The 22746-nt window shown below is 28.3% G+C and carries 21 protein-coding genes; 17 read left to right on the top strand and 4 right to left on the bottom strand.

All coding sequences use genetic code 11. The annotated features are described in order from the left end of the window. Positions 1-21: 21 nt before the first annotated feature. Both SY27_RS04160 and SY27_RS04155 read left to right on the top strand, forming a co-directional pair. Positions 22-561: an RNA polymerase sigma factor gene (locus SY27_RS04160; protein ID WP_045967568.1), complete on the top strand. Its 540-nt coding sequence runs from the start codon at positions 22-24 to the stop codon at positions 559-561. Continuing rightward, on the top strand, positions 558-1265 hold the full coding sequence (locus tag SY27_RS04155; protein WP_152640699.1) for a tol-pal system YbgF family protein: 708 nt from the start codon (positions 558-560) through the stop codon (positions 1263-1265). Before SY27_RS04160 ends, SY27_RS04155 begins: the two co-directional genes overlap by 4 nt. On the opposite strand, the gene SY27_RS04150 is transcribed toward SY27_RS04155, so the two are convergent. Beyond that, positions 1248-4136 carry a CHAT domain-containing protein gene (locus tag SY27_RS04150; protein ID WP_045967566.1) on the bottom strand — a complete coding sequence of 963 codons (2889 nt, stop codon included), beginning with the start codon at positions 4134-4136 and terminating at the stop codon, positions 1248-1250. The two genes, SY27_RS04155 and SY27_RS04150, sit on opposite strands and share 18 nt — an antisense overlap. A 132-nt stretch (positions 4137-4268) precedes the next feature. On the opposite strand from SY27_RS04150, the gene rpsO reads away from it, so the two are divergent. The 5 genes from rpsO to SY27_RS04125 all read left to right on the top strand — a co-directional run bounded on the left by rpsO (position 4269) and on the right by SY27_RS04125 (position 9515). After that, the gene (rpsO, locus tag SY27_RS04145) at positions 4269-4538 is read left to right on the top strand and encodes a 30S ribosomal protein S15 (RefSeq protein ID WP_045967565.1); all 270 of its coding nucleotides are present in this window, start codon (positions 4269-4271) and stop codon (positions 4536-4538) included. Between the two features lie 135 nt (positions 4539-4673). Beyond that, positions 4674-6833, top strand: a complete 2160-nt coding sequence (locus SY27_RS04140) for a polyribonucleotide nucleotidyltransferase (RefSeq protein WP_045967564.1) — start codon at positions 4674-4676, stop codon at positions 6831-6833. A 131-nt stretch (positions 6834-6964) separates the two neighbouring features. Continuing rightward, positions 6965-7357 (top strand): hypothetical protein, encoded by a 393-nt coding sequence (locus tag SY27_RS04135; RefSeq protein ID WP_045967563.1) that lies wholly within the window; start codon positions 6965-6967, stop codon positions 7355-7357. Between the two features lie 98 nt (positions 7358-7455). Further along, complete coding sequence (locus SY27_RS04130) at positions 7456-8004, top strand: RNA polymerase sigma factor (RefSeq protein WP_045967562.1); 549 nt, start codon at positions 7456-7458, stop codon at positions 8002-8004. Continuing rightward, positions 8001-9515 carry a hypothetical protein gene (locus tag SY27_RS04125; RefSeq protein ID WP_045967561.1) on the top strand — a complete coding sequence of 505 codons (1515 nt, stop codon included), beginning with the start codon at positions 8001-8003 and terminating at the stop codon, positions 9513-9515. The genes SY27_RS04130 and SY27_RS04125 overlap by 4 nt, the downstream gene beginning before the upstream one ends. 260 nt (positions 9516-9775) lie before the next feature. Here the strand turns inward: SY27_RS04125 and SY27_RS04120 are convergent, their stop codons facing one another. Beyond that, positions 9776-10849, bottom strand: a complete 1074-nt coding sequence (locus SY27_RS04120) for a fatty acid desaturase (RefSeq protein ID WP_045967560.1) — start codon at positions 10847-10849, stop codon at positions 9776-9778. 99 nt (positions 10850-10948) lie between these two features. Between SY27_RS04120 and SY27_RS04115 the strand changes: the two genes are divergently transcribed. The 3 genes from SY27_RS04115 (at position 10949) to rpe (ending at position 13773) form a co-directional block, all read left to right on the top strand. After that, complete coding sequence (locus SY27_RS04115) at positions 10949-11896, top strand: hypothetical protein (protein WP_045967559.1); 948 nt, start codon at positions 10949-10951, stop codon at positions 11894-11896. An 82-nt stretch (positions 11897-11978) separates the two neighbouring features. Continuing rightward, positions 11979-12842 carry an RNA polymerase sigma factor RpoD/SigA gene (locus tag SY27_RS04110; protein WP_045967558.1) on the top strand — a complete coding sequence of 288 codons (864 nt, stop codon included), beginning with the start codon at positions 11979-11981 and terminating at the stop codon, positions 12840-12842. 271 nt (positions 12843-13113) lie between these two features. Continuing rightward, a complete protein-coding gene (gene rpe, locus SY27_RS04105; protein WP_045967557.1) occupies positions 13114-13773 on the top strand; it encodes a ribulose-phosphate 3-epimerase in 660 nt (219 codons plus the stop codon). A gap of 42 nt (positions 13774-13815) precedes the next feature. On the opposite strand, the gene SY27_RS04100 is transcribed toward rpe, so the two are convergent. Beyond that, positions 13816-14235: a CBS domain-containing protein gene (locus SY27_RS04100; protein ID WP_045967556.1), complete on the bottom strand. Its 420-nt coding sequence runs from the start codon at positions 14233-14235 to the stop codon at positions 13816-13818. 163 nt (positions 14236-14398) lie between these two features. Further along, the gene (locus SY27_RS04095; protein WP_161794120.1) at positions 14399-15193 is read right to left on the bottom strand and encodes a zinc-dependent peptidase; all 795 of its coding nucleotides are present in this window, start codon (positions 15191-15193) and stop codon (positions 14399-14401) included. Positions 15194-15313: 120 nt separating this feature from the next. Between SY27_RS04095 and SY27_RS04090 the strand changes: the two genes are divergently transcribed. The 7 genes from SY27_RS04090 (at position 15314) to SY27_RS04060 (ending at position 22744) form a co-directional block, all read left to right on the top strand. Then, a complete protein-coding gene (locus SY27_RS04090) occupies positions 15314-15847 on the top strand; it encodes a GNAT family N-acetyltransferase (RefSeq protein ID WP_045967554.1) in 534 nt (177 codons plus the stop codon). 119 nt (positions 15848-15966) lie between these two features. After that, entirely contained in the window at positions 15967-17070 is a 1104-nt protein-coding gene (locus tag SY27_RS04085; RefSeq protein WP_045967553.1) for a two-component regulator propeller domain-containing protein, read from the top strand. Positions 17071-17092: 22 nt separating this feature from the next. Beyond that, a complete protein-coding gene (locus SY27_RS04080; RefSeq protein ID WP_161794119.1) occupies positions 17093-18193 on the top strand; it encodes a two-component regulator propeller domain-containing protein in 1101 nt (366 codons plus the stop codon). Between the two features lie 142 nt (positions 18194-18335). After that, positions 18336-18902 (top strand): cysteine hydrolase family protein, encoded by a 567-nt coding sequence (locus tag SY27_RS04075; protein ID WP_045967551.1) that lies wholly within the window; start codon positions 18336-18338, stop codon positions 18900-18902. A 117-nt stretch (positions 18903-19019) separates the two neighbouring features. Next, positions 19020-19775, top strand: a complete 756-nt coding sequence (locus SY27_RS04070; RefSeq protein WP_045967550.1) for an isocitrate lyase/phosphoenolpyruvate mutase family protein — start codon at positions 19020-19022, stop codon at positions 19773-19775. Next, entirely contained in the window at positions 19776-20831 is a 1056-nt protein-coding gene (locus tag SY27_RS04065; protein WP_045967549.1) for a bifunctional transcriptional activator/DNA repair enzyme AdaA, read from the top strand. Positions 20832-21238: 407 nt separating this feature from the next. Then, positions 21239-22744 (top strand): reverse transcriptase family protein, encoded by a 1506-nt coding sequence (locus SY27_RS04060; RefSeq protein WP_045967548.1) that lies wholly within the window; start codon positions 21239-21241, stop codon positions 22742-22744. Positions 22745-22746: the final 2 nt, after the last annotated feature.

The following is a 22746-nucleotide window of genomic DNA, read 5'->3' as shown; positions in this document are numbered from 1 at the left end:
TTTACAAAACATCTGCTACTAATGAATGAAAACAACATAGTTGAAAGAATAAAACAAAATGACACTGCCATAATAAAGAAGATTTATGTAGAAAATAAATTGGCCTTTTTTAAGTTGGCAAACCGTTATGCTATTCCTAATGAAGTTGCTTTAGATATTTATCAAGATAGTATTGTTGCTTTAGTTGAAAATGCAAGAAAAAATAGCATAGATAATCTAAAAAGTAGTATTAGTACTTATTTTATTGGAATAGGAAAATTTATGATTTTTAATTATCTAAAAACAAAAAAATCGGTTAATTTGAGTGAGTTAGAAGAGATTGAAACCATAGAAGATTTTACTACAAATAACGATTTATTAAACGAACGAGAATTATTACTAAAAAATGCCTATGAAAAATTAGGAGAACAATGCCAGAAAATTTTAAATCTATTTTATTTTGAAAATAAAAAATTAGAAGAAATACAAGTGATTTTAAAATATGAGAATAAAGATGTTTTAAAAAGTCAAAAATCGAGATGTATTTCTCATTTAAAAAAATCCCTAAATCCAAAGAAATGATGCATGAGTTAATTGAAAAATATTTTGAAAAAAATCTTTCTGAAGAAGAGAAAATTCGTTTTGATAAAATGCTAATTGAAGATGTCGATTTCAAAAATGAATTTGAATTCTATTCGGAATTAAAAAATGCTGTGACAGTTTCAGAGAGACAAAAAATAAAGAAAGAGATTCAACAATTTGAAGCTATTGAAGACAAACCTGTTTTTACATTAAAACGCTATTTTCCTTATGCAGCTATTTTATTGATAATGGTTTCATTTTGGGTTTACTTTGTTATAAACCGACCAAATAATGATAATTTATACCTTACTTATTTTGAAGCATATCCAAATATAGAAATTTCAAACACAAGAAGTGAGCCTAATCAAAAATCAGTCATTGATGATGCTTTTATAGCTTATGATACTGAAGATTTCAAAAAAGCAAACGAGTTGTTTGATTTAGCATTAAAGATTTCAAATACAGATTATATTCAATTTTATAAGGCCATTTCTTTAATGAAACTTAATCAACACAAAGAAGCTTTGAAATTATTTGAAGTTACAAATTGGACCACAAGTTATAAGGAAAAATCTATGTGGTTTCAGTCACTTTGCTATTTGAAATTAAACCAAACGAAAGAAGCTAAAACAATGTTATCAATACTTTCAAAAAAATACTCTTTCAAAAATAAAGAAGCTAAAGAATTACTTTCTAAACTTTAAAAAATAGATAAGTAAAAAAGCAATAATTACTAAACTTAAAAACACATATATCATGATATAATTATTAGGTTTAGAAAACAAAGCATCAGAATTTCCATTTAAAACAAATCCAGACCAGTAATATGGATGCTTCAGTTCGGGTGCTTTTACTGTAGATAAAAATTTAATTTTTGCTTTTTGTAAGGCTTCATTTTTGGGCAAACCATCATTCAAATATTCATAAAAATATTGCATGATTTCAAAACCTTGTTTGTCTGGAGTTTCCCAAAGACTATGAATAGTTGAAGATACTCCACTAAATGTAAAAGCTCTAGATAAACTCATTACTCCTTCTCCTGCATGATTTTTCCCTAAACCTGTTTCACAAGCACTAAGTACAACTAAATCTAAAGGTAAATTCATCGCATACAAATCAGAAAAATATAAATCTTTATCTTGAAAAATAAGTTTTGATTTAAATTCATTTTCATAATCTATTTTTGCATGCATTGCTAAATGATAAACCGTGTTTTCTTTATACTTCAAAAAATTATTTATTGTAGCTTGATTCTTTGTAAAATAATTAGCATTAAATTTTTCATGTAGAAACAAAGCTTCTTTTTCTGCAAAAGGTAAAATACTATAAGGACTTTCTGTATAATCTGGCTGAAAAACAGACATTGTAATATCTTTTCTTTTTTGATGCTTTTGATTTTGTAATTCTAATAGAGATAATGAATTAGAATAATTAATTCTAAAATTTTGAATTAGAAATTTACGCTCATTATCTACTAAAGTTTCAAAAGGCATACCATTCAAAAAGGTATTTGTTACAATAGTTAAATTATTGTTTGTAATATTAAATGGTTTTATTAAAATAGTATATAGTTCGTTAGAAATATTTTCTATAGGTTTTCTATTATCAATTTTTAAAAGATATTCTTTTACTCTTGCTTTTAAATCATTTATATCACAAACTCTTTTTACTGTTACTCTATTAGATTCATCAACATAAACACCGTAAACACTTGTATCGGTTTTATAATATATTAATACTGGACTTTTAAACTTTAATAGAAATTGATTAAAATTGAAATTCGGATTTAAAAAAGTATTCAAAAAAGGAAAATCATTTTTCAATTTCCTTTCTAATAAATCAATTTTATTTTTCAATTGATTTGCTTTAAACTTATTATCTACTGAACTATTCTTTAAATAAAATGTCATTTTAGATTTTAAAGCATTAATTTCAGATAAATAGTTTGTCCCTTCTACAAAACTTTTAAGCTTTTTATTTATTAAAAAATTTTTACATAGATATTTCGATTGAGTATTTTCAATCATTTCCACTATTTCAACATTGTTTTCTTCATTAAGTAAAGCAATTTCCAGAAGACCTTTTCTTATATTTACTACATATTCTTCTAAGCCTGTATTAAACAGTCCGCTTTCATAAATATTATTAAACAAACTAACCGATAACTTATAGCCTTCATAAGATTTTTCTAAGCAAGATCTTCTTTTGGTTTCTCTAAAAATATCGAAATATTCTTTCGCAATCTCATTATTATAAGAGAGTAAATAAAAATCTGCATTATTACTTTTCTTTATGTAGAAAACTGCTTTATCAAAATTTTTTTCAGATTTATGAAAAGATTTTTCTTGAAAAAAAATCATAGCTTTACTCGTATACAAACCTGCTAAATCTCTATACTCATTTTTAGGACATAGTTTTATTGCTTCATCAATATAAAAATGAGCTTTGTCAAATCTTTTTAATTCTCTCCAAAAATAACTGTAAAAAGAATACATGTCTATCAATGCCTTTTTATCGGAAAATGGAATTAATATTTTTTCAGCCTTATCTAGTAATGAAAACGCCTTTTCATATTCTTTTTTTCTATATGAATATTCTGCATAAATACTTGTTGCATCGGAAAAAATCACTAAAACAGCTTCTTTATCAATCAAATTAATGAAGTAGTCATATAATTGATGATACGTTACTAAAGCTTCATTATCTTTTCTTTCTGCTATATTTATTTTTAATTGATTATGAAAATAACTTAAAACCTCTTTGTCAATAAAAGAAGGTGTAATTCGATTAACAGCAGGAATATTTTTTTTAAGCTTAGTAAAATAAAACTTTGCATTGTCTAAATCACCATATTCTAATAAATTACTTATTAAACTATTATATGATGATATTAAATTAATAGTATTACCGTTTGTACTCCTTTCCCAAATTGAAGTTGCTCGTATATAATAATTTTGAGAGTTTTTAAAATCTGAAACTTTATAATATGAAGCGCCAAGATAGTTATACAATAAGGCAGCCTCTTCAGATTCTACCTTCCCATTTTTAAAATAGATTTCCTCAGCCTTTCTATAATATTCTATTGTCTTATTTTCATTGTTTAATTTTTTATAAATAAAAGCTATATCTATAAAAAGCTCCACCTGTTCTTCAATATTTAATATTACCTTTTTATTTTCAACATCATATAGAAACTGTAAAGCAATTTCCAAAGCTTCAACCCAATCACCTGTTGCATTACCTACAGTAAAACAATAGTTTTTATAAAACTCCAAGAGAAAAAAATCAGAAAGAAGTTTATCTGATTCTATTTTTCTTTTCAAATTTTCCAATAATTGTAATTTTTGTTTCCAATCATTCATTAAATAATAACTTGATAAGGTCAATTTAATCTCATTAGTAGCATATTGATTGGAGTTTTTATTTACAAAGCTATTCAGACAAAACGTTCTTACCTGAATAGATTCTTCATATTTTTCCACTTTATGAAGTGAATCAGCTTTTTTATCTAGCTCATAGACTGATTGAGAGAAAGTTAGATGAATTATAAAAAAAAAGAAAAATATAAGTCTCATTTAAAAAAATATGAAAAGCAAATATAAAAAAATCAACACTATAATGATTGTTAATACTAAAATTAAACTTATATTTGCAGCCGAATTGCTACCATACAATTCATACATAATAATCATTTAAATAATATTGGCATGTACTTAACTAATGAAGTTAAAGCTGAAATCTTCGCAAAACACGGAGGAAAAGCTGAAAACACTGGATCTGCTGAAGGGCAAATCGCTTTGTTTACATTTAGAATTAATCACTTAACAGGACACTTGAAACAAAATCGTCATGATTACAACACTGAGCGTTCGTTAGTGAAACTAGTAGGTAAAAGAAGAAGTCTTCTTGACTACTTAAAGAAAAAAGATATCAACAGATATCGTGAGATTATTAAAGAATTAGGAATTAGAAAATAATCAACTAAAGGGGCTTCGCGCCCCTTTTTGTTTTATATATTTTAGAGAAAAAGTTTGGTTTTTCATTGGGTTTCAAACAACTACACACACAACAACAACACAACTAAACCCTTTGTTTAATTAAGAATTACAATTATGATTCCAAAAGTATTCCAAGAAGTAATCGATTTAGGAGATGGTAGAACCATTTCTATCGAAACTGGAAAATTAGCCAAACAAGCTGATGGATCTGTAGTAGTGCGTATGGGAGATGCTATGTTATTAGCAACTGCTGTATCTGCAAGGACTGCAAATCCTGGTATTGATTTTCTACCATTAACAGTAGATTATCGTGAAAAATTTGCTGCAGCCGGACGTTTTCCTGGTGGATTTTTCAAAAGAGAAGCACGTCCTAGTGATAGTGAAGTATTAACAATGCGTTTAGTGGATCGTGTTTTACGTCCTCTATTTCCAGATGATTATCATGCTGAAACGCAAATCATGATTCAGTTGATGTCTCATGATGATGAAGTAATGCCAGATGCATTAGCTGGTTTAGCTGCCTCGGCTGCACTTGCTGTTTCTGACATTCCTTTTTACAATTTAATTTCAGAAGTACGTGTTGCACGTATTGACGGAAATTTTATCATTAACCCTAGTAGAGAACAATTAGTACAATCTGATATTGATATGATGATTGGTGCTTCTATGGATTCTGTAGCAATGGTCGAAGGTGAAATGAAAGAAATTTCAGAAGCCGAAATGGTAGAAGCAATTAAAGTTGCTCACGAAGCAATTAAAGTTCAAATTCAAGCACAATTACGTTTACAAGAAGCTTTTGGTAAAAAAGAAATTCGTGAGTATGAAGGAGAAAAAGAAGATGAAGCTATTTACGAAAAAGTAAGAACTGCTGCCTACGATAAAATTTATGCTATTGCTCAAGAAGCATCAGCAAAAAGCGAAAGAGGTGAAAAATTTGCAGAAGTAAAAGAAGAAGTAAAAGCATTATTCACTGAAGAAGAATTAGAAGAGAATGGTGATTTAGTTAGTAAATACTTTTACAAAACAAATAAAGAAGCTGTTAGAAATGTTGTTTTAGAAAAAGGAACTCGTTTAGACGGAAGAAAAACTACAGAAATTAGACCTATTTGGTGTGAAGTAGATTATCTACCATCAACACATGGTTCTGCTATCTTTACTCGTGGAGAAACTCAAGCATTAGCTACAGTAACTTTAGGTACATCTAGAGAAGCAAATCAAATTGATTTACCATCTGAACAAGGAGAAGAAACTTTCTATTTACACTATAATTTTCCTCCTTTCTCCACTGGCGAAGCAAAACCATTAAGAGGAACATCACGTAGAGAAGTAGGACACGGAAATTTAGCTCAAAGAGCGTTAAAAAATATGATTCCTGCGGATTGCCCTTATACTATTCGTGTAGTATCTGAAGTATTAGAATCTAACGGTTCTTCTTCTATGGCAACTGTATGTTCTGGAACATTAGCTTTAATGGATGCAGGTGTACAAATGGTAAAACCAGTTTCTGGTATTGCAATGGGATTAATTACAGATGGCAACAATTTCGCTGTATTATCTGACATCTTAGGAGATGAAGATCACTTAGGAGACATGGATTTCAAAGTTACAGGTACTGCTGACGGTATTACAGCTTGTCAAATGGATATCAAAATTGACGGGTTACGTTATGATATCATGGAACAAGCTTTAGAACAAGCCCGTGAAGGTCGTTTGCATATTTTAGGAAAATTAACAGAAACTCTTGCTCAACCAAGAGTAGAGGTTAAACCAAAAGCTCCTAAAATTATCACTCGTACTATTCCTGGAGCATTCATTGGAGCATTAATTGGTCCTGGTGGAAAAGTAATCCAAGAATTACAAAAAGCAACTGGAACTACTATTGTTATTAATGAAGTAGATGAGCAAGGAGTTGTAGAAATTCTAGGTACAAGTCCAGAAGGAATTGCTACTGTATTAGCTAAAATTGATTCTATTATTTTCAAACCAGAAATGGGAGAAGCATACGAAGTAAAAGTAATAAAAATGTTAGATTTTGGAGCTGTTGTAGAATACACTAAAGCACCAGGAAATGAAGTTTTATTACATGTATCTGAACTAGCTTGGGAAAGAACAGAAAATGTTGCTGATGTAGTTAAGATGGGAGATGTTTTTGAAGTAAAATATTTAGGAATTGACCCTAAAACACGTAAAGAAAAAGTATCTCGTAAACAATTATTACCTCGTCCTCCAAGAGAGGAAAAGAAAATCGAGAAAAAAGATAACCCACAAGGTTAGTTCAATTATTTAATTCATATAAAACTCCACTTTCATACATTTGATTGTGGAGTTTTTGTTTTTACATTCATCACGCAACCTTTTTTATTTTATAAGACTACTAAATAAACAAACTTTATAAAAACATAAAAATGAAAAAATTAGCACTTCTATTTTTAGGAACATACATAATATTTGCTTGTTCATGTGATAAAGACGAACAAATATTTGATGAATCAATCTATTATAACAATGATACAGATTGTAATACTGTACAATCTGGGACATGCTGTGATATAGACGGTAGAATATTAGTTAACCAAAATACTTCATACACATATAACCACAATAACAATTATGATGCTACATCCATTGAATGGATTATAATTTCAGGAGACATTACATTAATTGAAGGTCAAAATACCAATCTAGCTAAATTCCACTTTGGAAATAATTTTGTAAGTGGCGAAATTAAAGCAATTTCTAACAACATGAATAGTACCCAAAACTGTGTGGATGTAATTTCTATAAATCTAATTAATTAGCATAGTTTCATCATTTTTAAAATATTACTTATTAAAATTAAAAGAAAACTATAATTAGATGTAAATTAAAAAAATAATTACAAAAGCCAATAAAAACATTGATACTCAAGGAAATTATACAAAAATGCATTAAAGGAGATCGAACTTCTCAGAAAGATCTTTACAATTTTTACAAAAATGATTTATTTCATTTAAGTTTAAAATATTGTAGTTCTGTTTCAGATGCAGAGGATAATTTACAAGACTCTTTTATAGAAATATTTAGCAGTATAAAAAAATATAATCACAAAGGTAGTTTTGAAGGCTGGATGAAAAGAATAACCATTAATAAAGCAATAGATAAATACAAAAAAAGCATTAAAAACAATAATAACGAACCTTATCTATTTACTGAAGAACCAGATTTTGATGAAAACGAGTCAATTGATATTTCTGTTGATGAAATATTAGAATTAGTACAAAATCTACCTAATCAATATAGAATTGTTTTCAATTTATTTCAACTAGAAAACAATTCTCACAAAGAAATCGCAATGCTTTTAAACATTAGTGAAGGAACATCAAAATCTAATTACCATAGAGCAAAACTTATTCTAAGAGAACAAATAAGTAATAAAAAAAATCATAAAATCATTAAACAAGCATGAAAAAGAATAATGATTTAGGAAACTATATATCTAATAAACTTCAGAATATAAATCAAGTACCAAATGATGAAATATGGGACATGATTGAAGAAAAACTAGAAAAGAAAAAGAAAAAAAGATTCTATTTTTATAGCATCTTCGGCTTATTAACTTGTTTAACTATTGGTTACTTCTTATTAACGATTAATTTTAATCAAAAAACCTATAAACCAACAATTCAAAAAACCTCTAATAAAGAAAATATTACATCCATCGAAAATAACTTAGACAGTATAAAATCAGTAAAACATTCAAAAGGAAAAATTTCAAACAATAAAAAAAATAGTATTGATTCTATTAATATTATCGAAAAAATCAAAACTTCTAAATCAATTCTTTCAGAAACAGAAGATTACATTATTTACAAAGAAACAATCATATATAAAACTTTAAAACATAAAAGAACATCAGTTAACACACAGACTATCTCTATTAATTCAGACAGAAGAAACACTAACAACGAAAACACTTCAACAACTAAAAAGAATAATTCTAGAAAAACAAATGGTCATTCTATAAAAGAAAACCATTCAAATCTCAACACTATCAAAAACACTCAAAATCAAAATAAAGAAATCACTAATATTAAAAATGAAATCAATAAAACCGAACAAATAAATTCATCAAAATCAGAAACTACAAACTTATTGGTTAAAGAAGATAATTTGTATAAAAATTTTAAAGCATCTATCATAGAATTAAACGAAACGACAGATACCATTATTACTACAGCAATTAAAAAAAGAAAATTAGAAGAGAAGAACAAAGATAAACCTAAAGAAAATATAGAAAAAAATAAAAAAGACCAACATTATATTTCTGTATATTTTGGCCCAACATTATATACTTCACTTACAAAAGGTTCCTCGGTAAACAGTTCCTTGATTAGTAATAAAAAAACAATAAGTTTAAATTCAAGTTATGGAATTTACTATAGGAAAATGTATAAAAATATTGGTTTTAGAATAGGTATTAGCAATACTAACTTGAGTTATAATACTATTATTCCAAACAACAATAATCAATTTTTAACCGATTATTATAATATTCAATTAAATTCAAACTTAACAAAAGAAAGTATTAACGCTACATTTAATGGAAGTAATGAAGTTAAATTAAGACAAAATTTAAGCTATTATGAATTACCATTAGAAATATACAAAACTCTATTAAAAGGAAAATCTAAAATTGGATTAGATCTTTTTTTAGGGCTAACTCCTCAATATTTAAACAAAAACAGTTTAACACTAGAATCTTCAAACATTAAAAATTACACTATTGGGAAATCCATAAACTTACGGGATGTTAATATTGGATTTCAAGTTGGGTTAGGAATAAACTATAGCCTTTCAAAAAAATTACAACTAGATGTTAATCCTATATTCAAATACCAAACATTTCCACATGAAGAACATGATAATTTTAACCCTATTTACATTGCTATACAATCTGGTTTATCCTATAAGTTTTAAGATTAAAAAACTTAATTCCGTTTTTATTGTAAACGGAATTAAGTTACCTATATATAACCAATTTATAACACCATCACTCTTTTTAACCTTTCACTTTACATTTCTTACAAACAACACAGTTATTGATTATTAAATGGCGCTTCTTTTGCAACATATTTACAGTTGCCGAATAAAGTATCAAATCTAAAGAATTAACATTATCAAAATTCTCATAGAACTTATCTCCTATTCTTTTAAGTAAAGTCTTCATTAATTTTCTTTTAATTTAATTTACCCATTTTATTAAGATGTTTAAAATGTGAATGTATCATCTCTAATAATGTTTTATGATGATAAGGTAAGTCATATTCTGTGGTAGTTTCTTTAATAATGTCATTAATTTCTTTATAGTTTACATGACATATATTTGGAAATAAATGATGTGCTGCATGACAATTAGATCCTCCACTAAAAAATCTTGCCCAACTTTTGTTTGCATTCCAATCACAACTAGTATAAAGTTGATGAACTGCCCATGAATGTTCTAAGTTTTCATCTTTAGGCAAGGGATAATCAGCTTCTTCAAAAAAATGAGTCCCAACTAACATGATTATAAAAATTAGTGATGTAAAAGCACTTGAAGACAAAAAAGCAAATAAAACAAATAACCATCCTAAAGAAGAATAAAACATTGGAAAGATCAATACTATAGAAAAATATAAAACCTTATAAAGGAAAAATCTTATATATAACTCTCGTTTTGAAAATCCTTTTTTCATCCAATCATACTCTTTTGAAAACAAATATATCCAATCACTAACAAAAACAGAATGCAATAAAGTCAACATATACACAAAAGGAGCGTAATAAACTTGATATTTATGCTTTGATCCCCAAGGATGAGTCGGACTTAGCCTTAAAAGTGGATTTTTATCTATATCAACATCACTTCCTTCTACATTCGCATAAAGATGATGTGAACGAATATGCCGTAATCCCCACAACATAGGATCTATTCCTACAGTTAAAAAACTAATAAAATGCAATATGCTATTTAATTTTTTATTCTTAAATGCTGTATTATGACTTGCATCGTGACCTAAACTAAAACCAATTAAAAGTCCCGACAATTGAAATACTAAATAACTAAGCCAAAATTCTATTCCTGTTATACCATCTAAAAAAAGCAATGAATAAGACAAGTAACATAACGAAAACCAAAAAATACCTTTAGCCCAAAATTTAAAATTACCATGATGAATTAGACCATCTCCCAACTTATTGTAAACTCTTTGTTTTAAAACTAAAAAAAAGAGTTTCTCTGATTCTGATTTATTAAAATATTTTGCTTTCATAAATTAAACTTTAATTTCTAATTCAAAACTATTTTATTAATCACAAATTAATTTGCAGTAAACAATATTAATTATATTTGTATTTGCGAAAATCACAAAATGAAAAATCAAGAATTATTATTAAAAGCAATTCAACAGAAAGTAAAAAACGTATCGCTCTTAGACGAATTAGCAAAAGTATTAGGCATAAGTTACGATGCTTCACACAGAAGAATATCTCTAAAAAGCAAATTTTCAATTGATGAAACTATAGTACTTTGTAATCATTATGACATTTCTATGGATACTTTATTCAGAAATGGAAATAAATATGTACTAGAAAAAACAAAAACTATAAAATCTATTTCCGATTTTAAGTTATACTTAGAAAAATCAGCTTCTTTATTGAGCCAATACAAATCATCTGATTCTTATGTTTATTATTCTGCTAAAGATATTCCTTTGCATTACACCATTGGAGGTAGTTTATTGTCAAAATTTAAAATATATGTTTGGTTAAACATCTTAACATCTGACCAAAACTTAAGCTTCGAAAATTTTGTCATAGAAGAATCCATGTTACAAGAATCTACTAACTTAGTCTCTATATTTGAAAATGTAAAACGAACAGAAATCTGGAATGATACAACCATTAATAGCTCCTTACAACAAATGTATTATTTCTATGAAGCTGGTTTGTTAAGTTATGAAAATGCCCTCTTAATTATTAATGATATCAAAAACATAATCGCATCTATAGAAATTGAAATAAAAAAAGATACTACTAATTTTGAAATATTCTATAATGAGTTATTAGTTTTAAATAATACTGTTTTGTTTGCTAATGAGTATCATTCATCTTTTTTTATACCTCATAACATGCTAAGTTATTATGTTACATCAGATGTGAAAATTTGTCAAGAAGAAAAAGAATTCATTCAAAATCAATTAAAAAACTCCATGTCAATTTCTAAAGCGGGCAAAAAAGATCAAAAAATTTTCTTTAACAGAATGCATCAAAAAATTGAGTTCTACAAGAACAAAGTTGAAAATTATATTATCGAATAAAAAAAATCATTTTTTTTGTAACTTTTTTACAACCTCTTACGTATAACAAACAGAACACTTAAAATCAAGAGGGATAATATAGATGAGACAACTCAAAATTACCAAGCAGGTAACGAATCGTGAAACTGCTTCCTTAGACAAATATCTACAAGAAATTGGAAAAGTTGACCTTATTACTGCGGATGAAGAAGTAGAATTAGCACAACGTATAAAAGCAGGTGATCAAAGAGCACTTGAAAAATTAACAAAAGCTAATTTACGTTTCGTGGTTTCTGTTGCTAAGCAATACCAAAATCAAGGACTTACTCTACCCGATTTAATTAACGAAGGAAATCTTGGTCTAATTAAAGCGGCTCAACGTTTTGATGAAACTCGTGGTTTCAAGTTCATCTCGTACGCAGTTTGGTGGATTCGTCAATCAATTCTTCAAGCTCTTGCTGAACAATCACGTATTGTACGTTTACCATTAAATAAAATTGGTTCTATCAATAAAATTAACAAAATGTATGCCTTATTAGAGCAATCTAGTGAGCGCGCACCTTCTGCTGAAGAAATTGCAAAAGAACTAGATATGACCGTAAATGATGTAAAAGAGTCTATGAAAAACTCTGGTCGTCATTTATCAATGGATGCTCCTCTTGTTGAAGGTGAAGATTCTAACCTTTATGACGTTTTACGTTCTGGAGAATCTCCAAATCCTGATAGAGAGTTAATCCATGAATCATTACAAACTGAAATTGAAAGAGCTTTAGAAACACTAACTCCTAGAGAAGCTGATGTGGTTCGTTTATATTTCGGATTAGGTGATCAACATCCTATGACTTTAGAAGAAATTGGTGAAACTTTTGATTTAACGCGTGAACGTGTTCGCCAAATTAAAGAAAAAGCAATCAGAAGATTGAAACATACTTCTAGAAGTAAAATACTAAAAACCTATTTAGGATAGTTTTCAATATCTTTTTTTAATTTCATTCTTATATTCAATAAAATTGAAAATTTGAATTTACGAAACAAAAAAGAATTTAAAATTAACAATATTTAAAGCAACAACAGTTTCAATAACTGTTCGTTTTTTGATTGATGATTGAAACCTCGGCTGATTACCGAGGTTTTACTTTTATACAGAATAAACTTTTAAACAATTAAAGGAAAAAGTATCTTTGCATCACAACTAATTAAAAGTATCTGTAATAAATTTAGATTAAACAACACACACAATGAAAAATACACTTATTGCTCCTTCAGTTTTAGCGGCTGACTTTGCTAATTTACAACGTGACATTGAAATGATTAACAAAAGTGAAGCTGACTGGTTTCATATAGATATTATGGATGGTGTTTTTGTACCAAATATATCATTTGGTATGCCTGTTTTAGGAGCTATTACAAAACATGCTAAAAAAACTATTGACGTTCATTTAATGATTGTAGATCCTGATCGTTATATTTCTACATTTAAAAAATTAGGTGCAGATATCTTAACCGTACATTATGAAGCTTGTACTCACTTACATCGTTCATTACAAGCTATAAAAGCAGAAGGAATGAAAGCAGGTGTTGCTATTAATCCTCATACTAATGTTTCTCTATTAGAAGATACTATTAATGATATAGATTTAGTATGTATTATGAGTGTAAATCCAGGTTTTGGAGGACAATCATTTATTGAAAATACATATAAAAAAGTTAAACAATTAAAAGAGATTATCACTAGAAATGGTGCTAATACTTTAATAGAAATTGATGGTGGTGTAACAAATCAGAATGCAAAACAACTAGCTGACGCAGGTGCTGATGTATTAGTAGCAGGTAGTTATGTTTTTGGAGCAAATGACCCTATTGCTACTATAGCAAATTTAAAAGAAATCAGTAAATAATAAATATCAAGTCTGTTAGGTAATTTATATCTAGCAGACTTTTTAATATTGTTCTATTAAATACTTTATTAAATCGGTTGTGGTAACAATTCCTACTAATAATTTTCCTTCAACAACTGGTAATGCATGAAATTCTTTACTAGCTAATATTTCTGCGGCTTCTTTTATAGTCGTTGTTGGCGTTATAGTAACCACATTCTTAGCCATTACTTGCTCCACAGTAAACATATTATAAACTGTTGCATCAATAATTCCACTTTCATCATCTATTGCATCAACAAATGAAATTCTCAGTAAATCTGTATAACTCAATATCCCGATTATCTTATTTCCATTTACCACAGGAATATGACGGATATGATATTTTTTAAATAAGTTTTCTGCCTTAGTTAAATCATCAGTTACAGTTAACGTAATGACTTCTTTTGTCATAATTGTTGTTATCGGTTCTTTCTTTCTCATGATTTCAAAATTTTACTAGAATATAAAGTTAAGGTTATATTTTAGTATTTAAAAATATAATCATGAAATTATAACAACACTTCTCTTTTATAAACTTTCCCTTGTTATAGTAAATATCAAAACTTCAAATAACAATCATTATATCTAAATATGGAAGAATTATTTAGCCTTTAAAATTAATCATTATTTTGACTTTGTCATATAACTCTGGAAACTCTTGTTTAAATTGATCTGGTGTTTCAAAAAAGTGTTCTAATATTACTGCAATAAATTCAAACTCATTTGTATAGGCATAAATCCTAAAATAATTAGAAGCGATAAGTTTTTTATAGTTTGGCGGATGTTTTACCTGTTCCATTATTTCCTCATAAGTAACAGTAAAAATAGTAGCAGAAGTGTCCGTATTTTTCAATCCTTGATGATGCAATACATGCCCAAATTCATGTAATCCTAAATTTAAATTATCATTACTTATATTATATCCTTCCATAAAATCTTTCCATGAAAATACTATTGCTTTCATTCTAGGGTTAAATTCTCCTTTATGATAGGCATCATTCATTTTAGAATAATAAATATCTGGATATATAACTATTTTATCTATTACAGAAAAAAGATACTTTCTCATTCCAAAAGTTAGCATAATAGCCGTTGCAGCTATTAAAACTCTCATTTCATCAGTCACAACTAATCCTTCATTTCCGTGAAAAGAATATCGCGTTATAAAAGTAGCCACTCTATGCTCAAAGTAAACTTTCTCTTTTGGCGATAATTTTTTATAAAATTCAAATTGATTGTGCAAAATTTGTACTTGACTCAATTTTAACTTCTTTGGAAAAGGATAAAAATGCACATAAATAGGTCTTCTAAAGAAGAAAGCATAAATAGGCTCTATAGCCACATTATAAGTAAAGAAAACCAGAAAGGCTAAACCTAAAAATAATAAAATATACTGCAATGGTTGATTTATTTGGAGCTATGATTACCTAAAAGACGAATATAAAAAATTAAATATAAAATTATCCATTCTATAAAAAAAATATTAGCTTTATATGAAAGAACAAATAGTATAAAAACATTGAAAATACAAACCTTACAAATCGATAAACTTACAACTGAACGATTAATCTTAATTCCATATACAATACAAATTTGCAAAAACATCATCAATAAAAATTTTAGCAATTTATTTAACATGGGATTAAAAAGAGGAAAAAGTTGGCCCGATAATGATGTTATAGAAACTTTACCTAAAATAATTAATAACTTATCGCAAGTTGAATCGCCTACTGGATTTGAATCTTGGATGATTATAAAAAAAGAAACATTAGAAATAATTGGAGATCTAGGATTTAAAGGATATAACCATGAAGAAGAAAATATCGACATTGGATATGGCATAATAGAAGAAGAAAGAAGAAATGGTTATGCAGAAGAAGCAACAAAAGAACTTATAAAATGGGCTTTTTCAACAGGACTCATAAAAGAAATAACAGCAAAATGTTTAATTGAAAACACAGGCTCTATCAATCTAATAAAAAAGTTGAACTTTATAGAAGCAAAAAGAGACCATGAGATGATTTATTGGACACTACAAAATAGACACAAATAGCCTTAAATTTATAAAAAATTACAATTATTTACACTTCTTTTACATTTTACCCCATCTCGCTATTTAAATTTACAGTAAAGTTAAACACAAAAATTACTATAAATAAAAAATATAGCAGTATGATAAAAAAATGCCTTTTAACAAGTAAATCATTTATATTTATTTTAATCTTTTCAATTTCATCATCATGCAATGGGCAAAAAGAAACGAAAATATTTCCCGAAAAGACTAAAGTATTAGCTAATAGCATTAGTTTATCCGCAAAAACCCTACCTGAATTCAAAACAGATCCTCACGTTAAAGAGTCGCAAGGAAATCAAATTAGCGGAGTAGTCCGTACCATATTTCAAGATAAAAATAATTTCTTCTGGTTTGGTACTCAAAACGGTCTTTGTCGTTATAACGGGGAGGAATTGATTTATTTCGACATAAAAAATGATCTTGGAAAAAGAATTGTTGTAACAGTAATAATAGAAGACCAATTAGGAAACCTATGGATTGGTCATGATGGAGGAATAACTCAATATGACGGCACTTATTTTACCAATTTCACAGAGAAACAAGGACTAATTAGCAATAATGTTAGGAGTATGGCAATAGATACTAATGGAATTATTTGGATAGGCACTTTACAAGGAGTTAGCCGTTTTGATGGAGAAAAATTCACTCCTTTTTACATTCCTGAAGCTAAACCAGACAACACAAGAGGTGTTACAAGTAGTAAAATAGTACACTCTATCATGGAGGATAGTAAAGGGCAACTATGGTTTGGTACTAATGGAGGTGCTTACATATATAATGGTGAGAAATTAACTAATATTTCTGAAAAAGATGGTTTGTGCAATAATAATGTGAATTCTATTATAGAAGATTCAAATGGAAATATTTGGTTTGCTACTACTCATAATGGATTGTGCTATTTCAACGGTAATTCTTTTATAAATATAACAGAAAAAGGAAATATCACTGGAAAAGAAATCTGGAACATATCAGAAGATAAAAACAAAAACATTTGGTTCAATGTAAAAGGAGAAGGTATTTATCGTTATGATGGAGAAAACTTTACTCATTTCCACGCAGAGCAAGGACTTTCAAACAATGCTACTTTTAAAATCTTAGAAGACAATCAAGGACGCATTTGGAGTGTAGGATTTATGGGAGCTTATCGTTACAATGGAAAATCATTCATAAATATAACTAGAAATGGACCATGGAATGATTAAGTTCAACTTAAATCTTATTAAAATGACTTTAATAAACACTCCTTTTATCTTGTCAATACTTTTTACAATTCTAACAGTATTTTCTTCTTGTAATGAACAAAAAAACACCAATGCCACTCCTTTAGAACTTGAAAAAAAATCCATTGGGAAAACAGTTTATGAACTCGATTCAAAAGCTACTCTGATTTATCAAGACAAAAACAACAACTATTGGTTTAGCAGCAAAGAAAAAGGCGTTTATAAATACAATGGAAAAAATCTTATTCTATATACTTCAAAAGATGGATTAATTAGCTATTCTATTTTAGGAATCCAAGAAGATAAGAGGGGCAATCTCTTTTTTGATACACCAGATGGTGTTAACAAATTTGACAGACAACAATTTACAACATTAAAAATAATAGAAGGTGAAAACGAATGGAAACTTGAACCAAATGATTTATGGTTTAGAATAGGATGGAATAATAACGGTCCTTATCGATATGATGGTAAAAATTTATTCCATTTAAAATTTCCTAAAAGCCAGCTTGAAGATGAGTTTTATTCAAAATATCCAAATATTTCTTATAACCCTTATGGCATTTATTCAATCTACAAAGATCACAAAGGAACACTTTGGTTTGGCACTTCAAGTTTAGGCATTTATCGTTTTGACGGAGAAAAAATAAGTTGGATGTATGAAAAGCTTTTAACAGAAACACCAGAAGGCGGTTCATTTGGTATTCGTTCCATTATAGAAGATAAAGAAGGATACTTCTGGATTTGCAATTCAACTTATAAATACAAAATCTTACCTGATGAAACAGTAGATAATGAAACTAATCTAATTAACTATAAAAGAGAAAAAGGGATTGAAAACAATAGAAAAAAGAATCTATATTTTATGTCAATGACAATTGACAATCATAATGATTTATGGATGATTAGTTATAATGATGGCATTTGGAAAAACAACGGAAAAGAACTTATTCAGTATCCTATTAAAAATGAAGAAAAAGAAATTCTGTTATTTGCAATTTATAATGACAATCAAGGGAATCTGTGGATTGCAACACATAATGATGGCACATATAAATACAACGGAGAAACCTTCGAAAAATTCAAATTAACAATACCAAAGTAGTAGGAACACTATACTTCATGATTCATTTTCATTACATCAAAACTAAAATCCTTTCCCATAGTTTTTTGTTTATTTTCTCTATATTTGAAAATAAAAATACACTTAAAAGCATAGTGTAATTATTAATCTAGCTAAACTATACATGAATCTTCGAAAAAAAAATCCTGCTTTAATCTTAATCGATGTACAAAAAGCTTTCTTAGATGAAGAATATTGGGGTGGAAATAGAAATAATAAAAATGCAGAAGCCATTTGCGGTCAAATTTTAAATCAATGGCGAAAATTAAACTTACCCCTATTTCACATCAGACATAGTTCAACAAATTTAAATTCTAAATTACATATCTCAAATGAAGGATTTCAATTCAATGAACACGTAACTCCACTAGAAAACGAACCTATAATCACAAAAAACGTAAATAGTGCTTTTATCGGAACCGATTTAAAAGAACAATTAGACAATCTAAACATTAATACTTTAGTCATTGTTGGAATAACAACAAATCATTGCGTATCAACAACAACCAGAATGGCTGGAAACTTCGGATACGAAACGTATTTAATTTCAGATGCAACAGCTACATTTGATCGAATAGGAATTAACGGAGAAAAATATGATTCAGAAATTATCCATTTAACAACACTTGCAAACCTAAATGAAGAATTTGCAACAGTATGGAGCTTAGAAAAGTTAATGACTGAAATATAAAACAGCTTAAATAAATACTACTCCTACACAAATTATTGTGTGCAAAAAAAATACTCGTCCATTTTTCGGTTGCTGAATAAACACTATCATCGGAACTTTGCTTCAAACAATTATACGATGAAATTTAAAGACTTACACAATCAAGACAAACCTTTATTAATTGGAAATGTTTGGGATGTATCTAGCGCAAAAATTGCTGAAAGATTAAACCTTCAAGCCATTGGAACTTCAAGTTCAGCAATTGCAGCACTCTTAGGATATAACGATGGAGAAGAAATGGAATTTTCAGAATTAAAATATTTTGTAAAACGAATAGCCCTAAACACAAAGCTCCCTCTATCTGTAGATTTAGAATCGGGTTACAGTCGCAATCCTATAGAAATTGCCAATCACATTAAACAATTAGCAGCTATAGGAGTTGTTGGAATTAACATAGAAGATAGCATTGTTAAAGACAACAGAGTATTACTAAATGCAGATGAATTTGCAAGAACACTTTCAGAAATAAAAAAAATACTTCATAAAGAAAATTTTGAAATATTTATCAATGTAAGAATCGATACTTTCTTATTAAATTATTCAAACGCAATTGAAGAAACAAAAAAACGAATTCAATTATATGAAAATGCAGGTGCAAATGGAATTTTTATACCTTGCATTAAAAACATAGCAGATATAAAAGAAATTGTAACTTACACTAAGTTACCAATCAATGTAATGTGTGTGCCAAATCTTCCAAATTTTGATACACTAACCCAATTAGGAGTAAAAAGAATAAGCATGGGTAATTTCTTATTTGATAAAATGTACACTCAATTTGAACAAACATTACAAGAAGTAATCAACCAGAAATCATTTAAATCCGTTTGTTAAATGCTAATTACAGACAATAAAAAAATAGAAACATATTACAACGCTTTGTTAAAAAGAGAACAACGCTTTGTAGGCATCTTTTTTGTAGGTGTAAAAACTACTTCTGTTTTTTGTATTGCTACTTGTAGAGCAAGAAAACCAAAATTAGAAAATGTAGAATTTTACACGTCATTTAAAGAAGCACTAGATAACGGATATAGACCTTGCAAAATTTGCAAGCCTACTGAAAATGCGAATGAAGCACCAGAACAGATTGCATTAGCTATTAAATTAGTTCAAGAAAATCCTAAAGAAAAAATAACAGACGATCAACTTCGTCAAAAAAACATAAGTCCAGAAGTAATACGCAGATGGTTTAATCAAAATTATGGCATAACATTTCAGGCTTATCAAAGAATGTATAGAATTAACAACGCTTACCAAGAATTAAAAAAAGGTAAAAACACAACAAACACAGCTTTTGATTCAGGGTATGAATCTTTAAGCGGGTTTGGTTATACCTTTAAAAAAATAATAGGTAAATCACCTCAAAAAAGTACACATAAAAATGTTATTTTAATTAACCGATTAACAACTCCTTTAGGACCAATGTTTGTTTGCGCTACTGAAAACGGAATTTGTCTCCTAGAATTTGTAGATAGGCGAATGCTGGAAACAGAATTTAAAGATTTACAAAAATTATTAAATGCTACTATTATTACAGGAGAAAACGAACATATAAAACAGGCTAAAAAAGAAATTACGGAATATTTTGATGGAAAAAGGAAAGTTTTCAGTCTAAAACTCGAAACTCCTGGAACTGACTTTCAAAATTCTGTTTGGAATTGTTTAAAAGAAATTAAATACGGAACAACTACAACATATCAGCAACAAGCCGAGAAAATCAATAATCCAAAAGCAATAAGAGCCGTTGCTTCAGCTAATGGTTTTAATAGAATTTCTATTATTATTCCTTGTCATAGAGTAATTGGAAAAGATGGAAAAATGACAGGATATGGTGGTGGAATTGAACGAAAAAAATGGCTGATAGAACACGAAACTAAAAACATATTGTAATAATATTTTTTTAAATTAAATTCTATAAAAGGCATAACTTATTTTCCTCAATATCATTATAAAAAAGTATTAAAATCGTGAAAAATATCTCGATTATCTATTTGGAAAATAAAAAAATTCTTACCATATTTGTGACAGGTTAAGTACCTTGCTTTTCTTTTAAAAAGAAAAAGATGATGTTTCGTCATCAAGTAGAAATTGTATTTCACACATCACTACATACTATCTTTAGGGTGAGAAAACGTACTAGTAGTGCATTTTCGGTGCCTTCTCCGAGAGATAAAATGCACTACTAGTACGTTTTCTCTGGAGTTGATAGATATAGTCCTAAGAGAATACGAAGGTTTTAACTAAGTCCTATTTTTAATCCTCTTAAAAATAGGACTTTTCATTTTAAAACAATAAATATGTCAGAACAACTTACGCGACAACAGCTTTATGATCGAATAAAAGAGAGTTCAAAAGATGGATATATTCTAGAAGAAATGAAACGATTGGGATTTTGGAAATCTCAAGGAGAGCCTACATTAGAAGAAACTCTTATTCAAAGAGAAGCCAATCTCAACAAAGAACTTACTGCTTTAGTTGCAAAAGAACGTAAATTTCAAAACCAAGAAATGTTACTCAAAGAAATTCACAAACAACGCATGCAAAAAGCAAAAGCGAAACGTGAAGAAACAAAGCAAAAGAGAGAACAAAAAAAACAAGATCAAGCAGCTCGTTGGCAAGAAATTCAAGAAAAAGAAATCATTTATTTAGGTGATGACGTTTCAAAAGGACTACAACAAACCGAATCAAACAAAGATTTACTTCTTCAAAATAACCTTCCTTTTTTTGAAAATGTTTTGCATTTAGCAGAAAGTATAGGAACTAGTACTAAAAAATTAACTTACTGGTGCTATCATAGAAAAGTAAGTACAAATAGTCACTATTATACTTTTGAAATTCCAAAAAAATCAGGTGGAAAAAGAAAAATATCAGCTCCTAAAACAGGTTTAAAAAACCTTCAAAAATGGTTATTGGATACTCTTTTGTCAAAAATTACAATGGCAGAAGAAGTTCATGGTTTCACTGCCAATCGTTCTATAGTGAGTAATGCAAAATCACATATAGACAAAGAAGTTGTAATCAATATAGACTTAAAAGATTTTTTCCCTAGCATTCATTTTAAAAGAGTAAAAGGATTATTCAAAGCCTTAGGTTATTCTGAGCAAATCGCAAGTATTTTTGCACTTATTAGCACTCAAGCTGAAACAAAAGAAGTACTATTAGATGGTGTAAAATATTATGTTCAATCTGGAAATAGAATTTTACCACAAGGCTCTCCTGCAAGTCCAGCTATAAGCAACCTTATTGCTTATAAATTAGACAAGCGTTTAAAGGGACTAGCACAACGATATGGTTTTACTTACACGCGATATGCTGATGATTTAACTTTTTCATCGGAAGAAAACAATGCTAAAAATAGTGCAGCACTACTCTATTTTGCTAAAAAAATTATTACTAGTGAAGATTTCACAGTGCATCCAGATAAAATACATCTGATGAAAAAATCACGTCAACAAAAAGTAACAGGAATTGTTGTCAATGAAAAACCTAATATAGATCGCAATCGACTACGACAATTTAGAGCATTATTACATAATATTTCATGCAATGGCTGGAAAGATCAAAAATGGGGAAAAGCTAAAAATATTTATAATGCCATTGATGGATACATTTTATTTATTCACATGGTTCAACCTGAAAAAGCAATCGTTTTTCGCAAAAAATTAGAAGAAATTGTTGTAAAGCATGGCAAACCTATTACTAAATGTTCAACTCCTTTACCTGTGGAAACACAAAAAAAAGAAGAAACATTAAGCGAAAAAGAAAATTCCTCTTCACCTTCTAATTGGTGGTCTAATTTTTAATA

The sequence above is a fragment of the Flavobacterium sp. 316 genome, assembly GCF_000967805.1.
Classification (GTDB): Bacteria; Bacteroidota; Bacteroidia; order Flavobacteriales; family Flavobacteriaceae; genus Flavobacterium; species Flavobacterium sediminilitoris.
The sequence above is the reverse complement of the archived record's forward strand: the minus strand, read 5'-3'. Positions and strand labels throughout refer to the sequence as shown.

Excerpts from the sequence above, each read along its gene's own strand:
- SY27_RS04160 (WP_045967568.1), top strand. The coding sequence starts at position 22 with ATGAATGAAAACAACATAGTTGAAAGAATAAAACAAAATGACACTGCC.
- SY27_RS04155 (WP_152640699.1), top strand. The coding sequence starts at position 558 with ATGATGCATGAGTTAATTGAAAAATATTTTGAAAAAAATCTTTCTGAA.
- SY27_RS04150 (WP_045967566.1), bottom strand. The coding sequence starts at position 4,136 with ATGAGACTTATATTTTTCTTTTTTTTTATAATTCATCTAACTTTCTCT.
- rpsO (WP_045967565.1), top strand. The coding sequence starts at position 4,269 with ATGTACTTAACTAATGAAGTTAAAGCTGAAATCTTCGCAAAACACGGA.
- SY27_RS04140 (WP_045967564.1), top strand. The coding sequence starts at position 4,674 with ATGATTCCAAAAGTATTCCAAGAAGTAATCGATTTAGGAGATGGTAGA.
- SY27_RS04135 (WP_045967563.1), top strand. The coding sequence starts at position 6,965 with ATGAAAAAATTAGCACTTCTATTTTTAGGAACATACATAATATTTGCT.
- SY27_RS04125 (WP_045967561.1), top strand. The coding sequence starts at position 8,001 with ATGAAAAAGAATAATGATTTAGGAAACTATATATCTAATAAACTTCAG.
- SY27_RS04120 (WP_045967560.1), bottom strand. The coding sequence starts at position 10,849 with ATGAAAGCAAAATATTTTAATAAATCAGAATCAGAGAAACTCTTTTTT.
- SY27_RS04115 (WP_045967559.1), top strand. The coding sequence starts at position 10,949 with ATGAAAAATCAAGAATTATTATTAAAAGCAATTCAACAGAAAGTAAAA.
- SY27_RS04110 (WP_045967558.1), top strand. The coding sequence starts at position 11,979 with ATGAGACAACTCAAAATTACCAAGCAGGTAACGAATCGTGAAACTGCT.
- rpe (WP_045967557.1), top strand. The coding sequence starts at position 13,114 with ATGAAAAATACACTTATTGCTCCTTCAGTTTTAGCGGCTGACTTTGCT.
- SY27_RS04100 (WP_045967556.1), bottom strand. The coding sequence starts at position 14,235 with ATGAGAAAGAAAGAACCGATAACAACAATTATGACAAAAGAAGTCATT.
- SY27_RS04085 (WP_045967553.1), top strand. The coding sequence starts at position 15,967 with ATGATAAAAAAATGCCTTTTAACAAGTAAATCATTTATATTTATTTTA.
- SY27_RS04080 (WP_161794119.1), top strand. The coding sequence starts at position 17,093 with ATGACTTTAATAAACACTCCTTTTATCTTGTCAATACTTTTTACAATT.
- SY27_RS04075 (WP_045967551.1), top strand. The coding sequence starts at position 18,336 with ATGAATCTTCGAAAAAAAAATCCTGCTTTAATCTTAATCGATGTACAA.
- SY27_RS04070 (WP_045967550.1), top strand. The coding sequence starts at position 19,020 with ATGAAATTTAAAGACTTACACAATCAAGACAAACCTTTATTAATTGGA.
- SY27_RS04065 (WP_045967549.1), top strand. The coding sequence starts at position 19,776 with ATGCTAATTACAGACAATAAAAAAATAGAAACATATTACAACGCTTTG.
- SY27_RS04060 (WP_045967548.1), top strand. The coding sequence starts at position 21,239 with ATGTCAGAACAACTTACGCGACAACAGCTTTATGATCGAATAAAAGAG.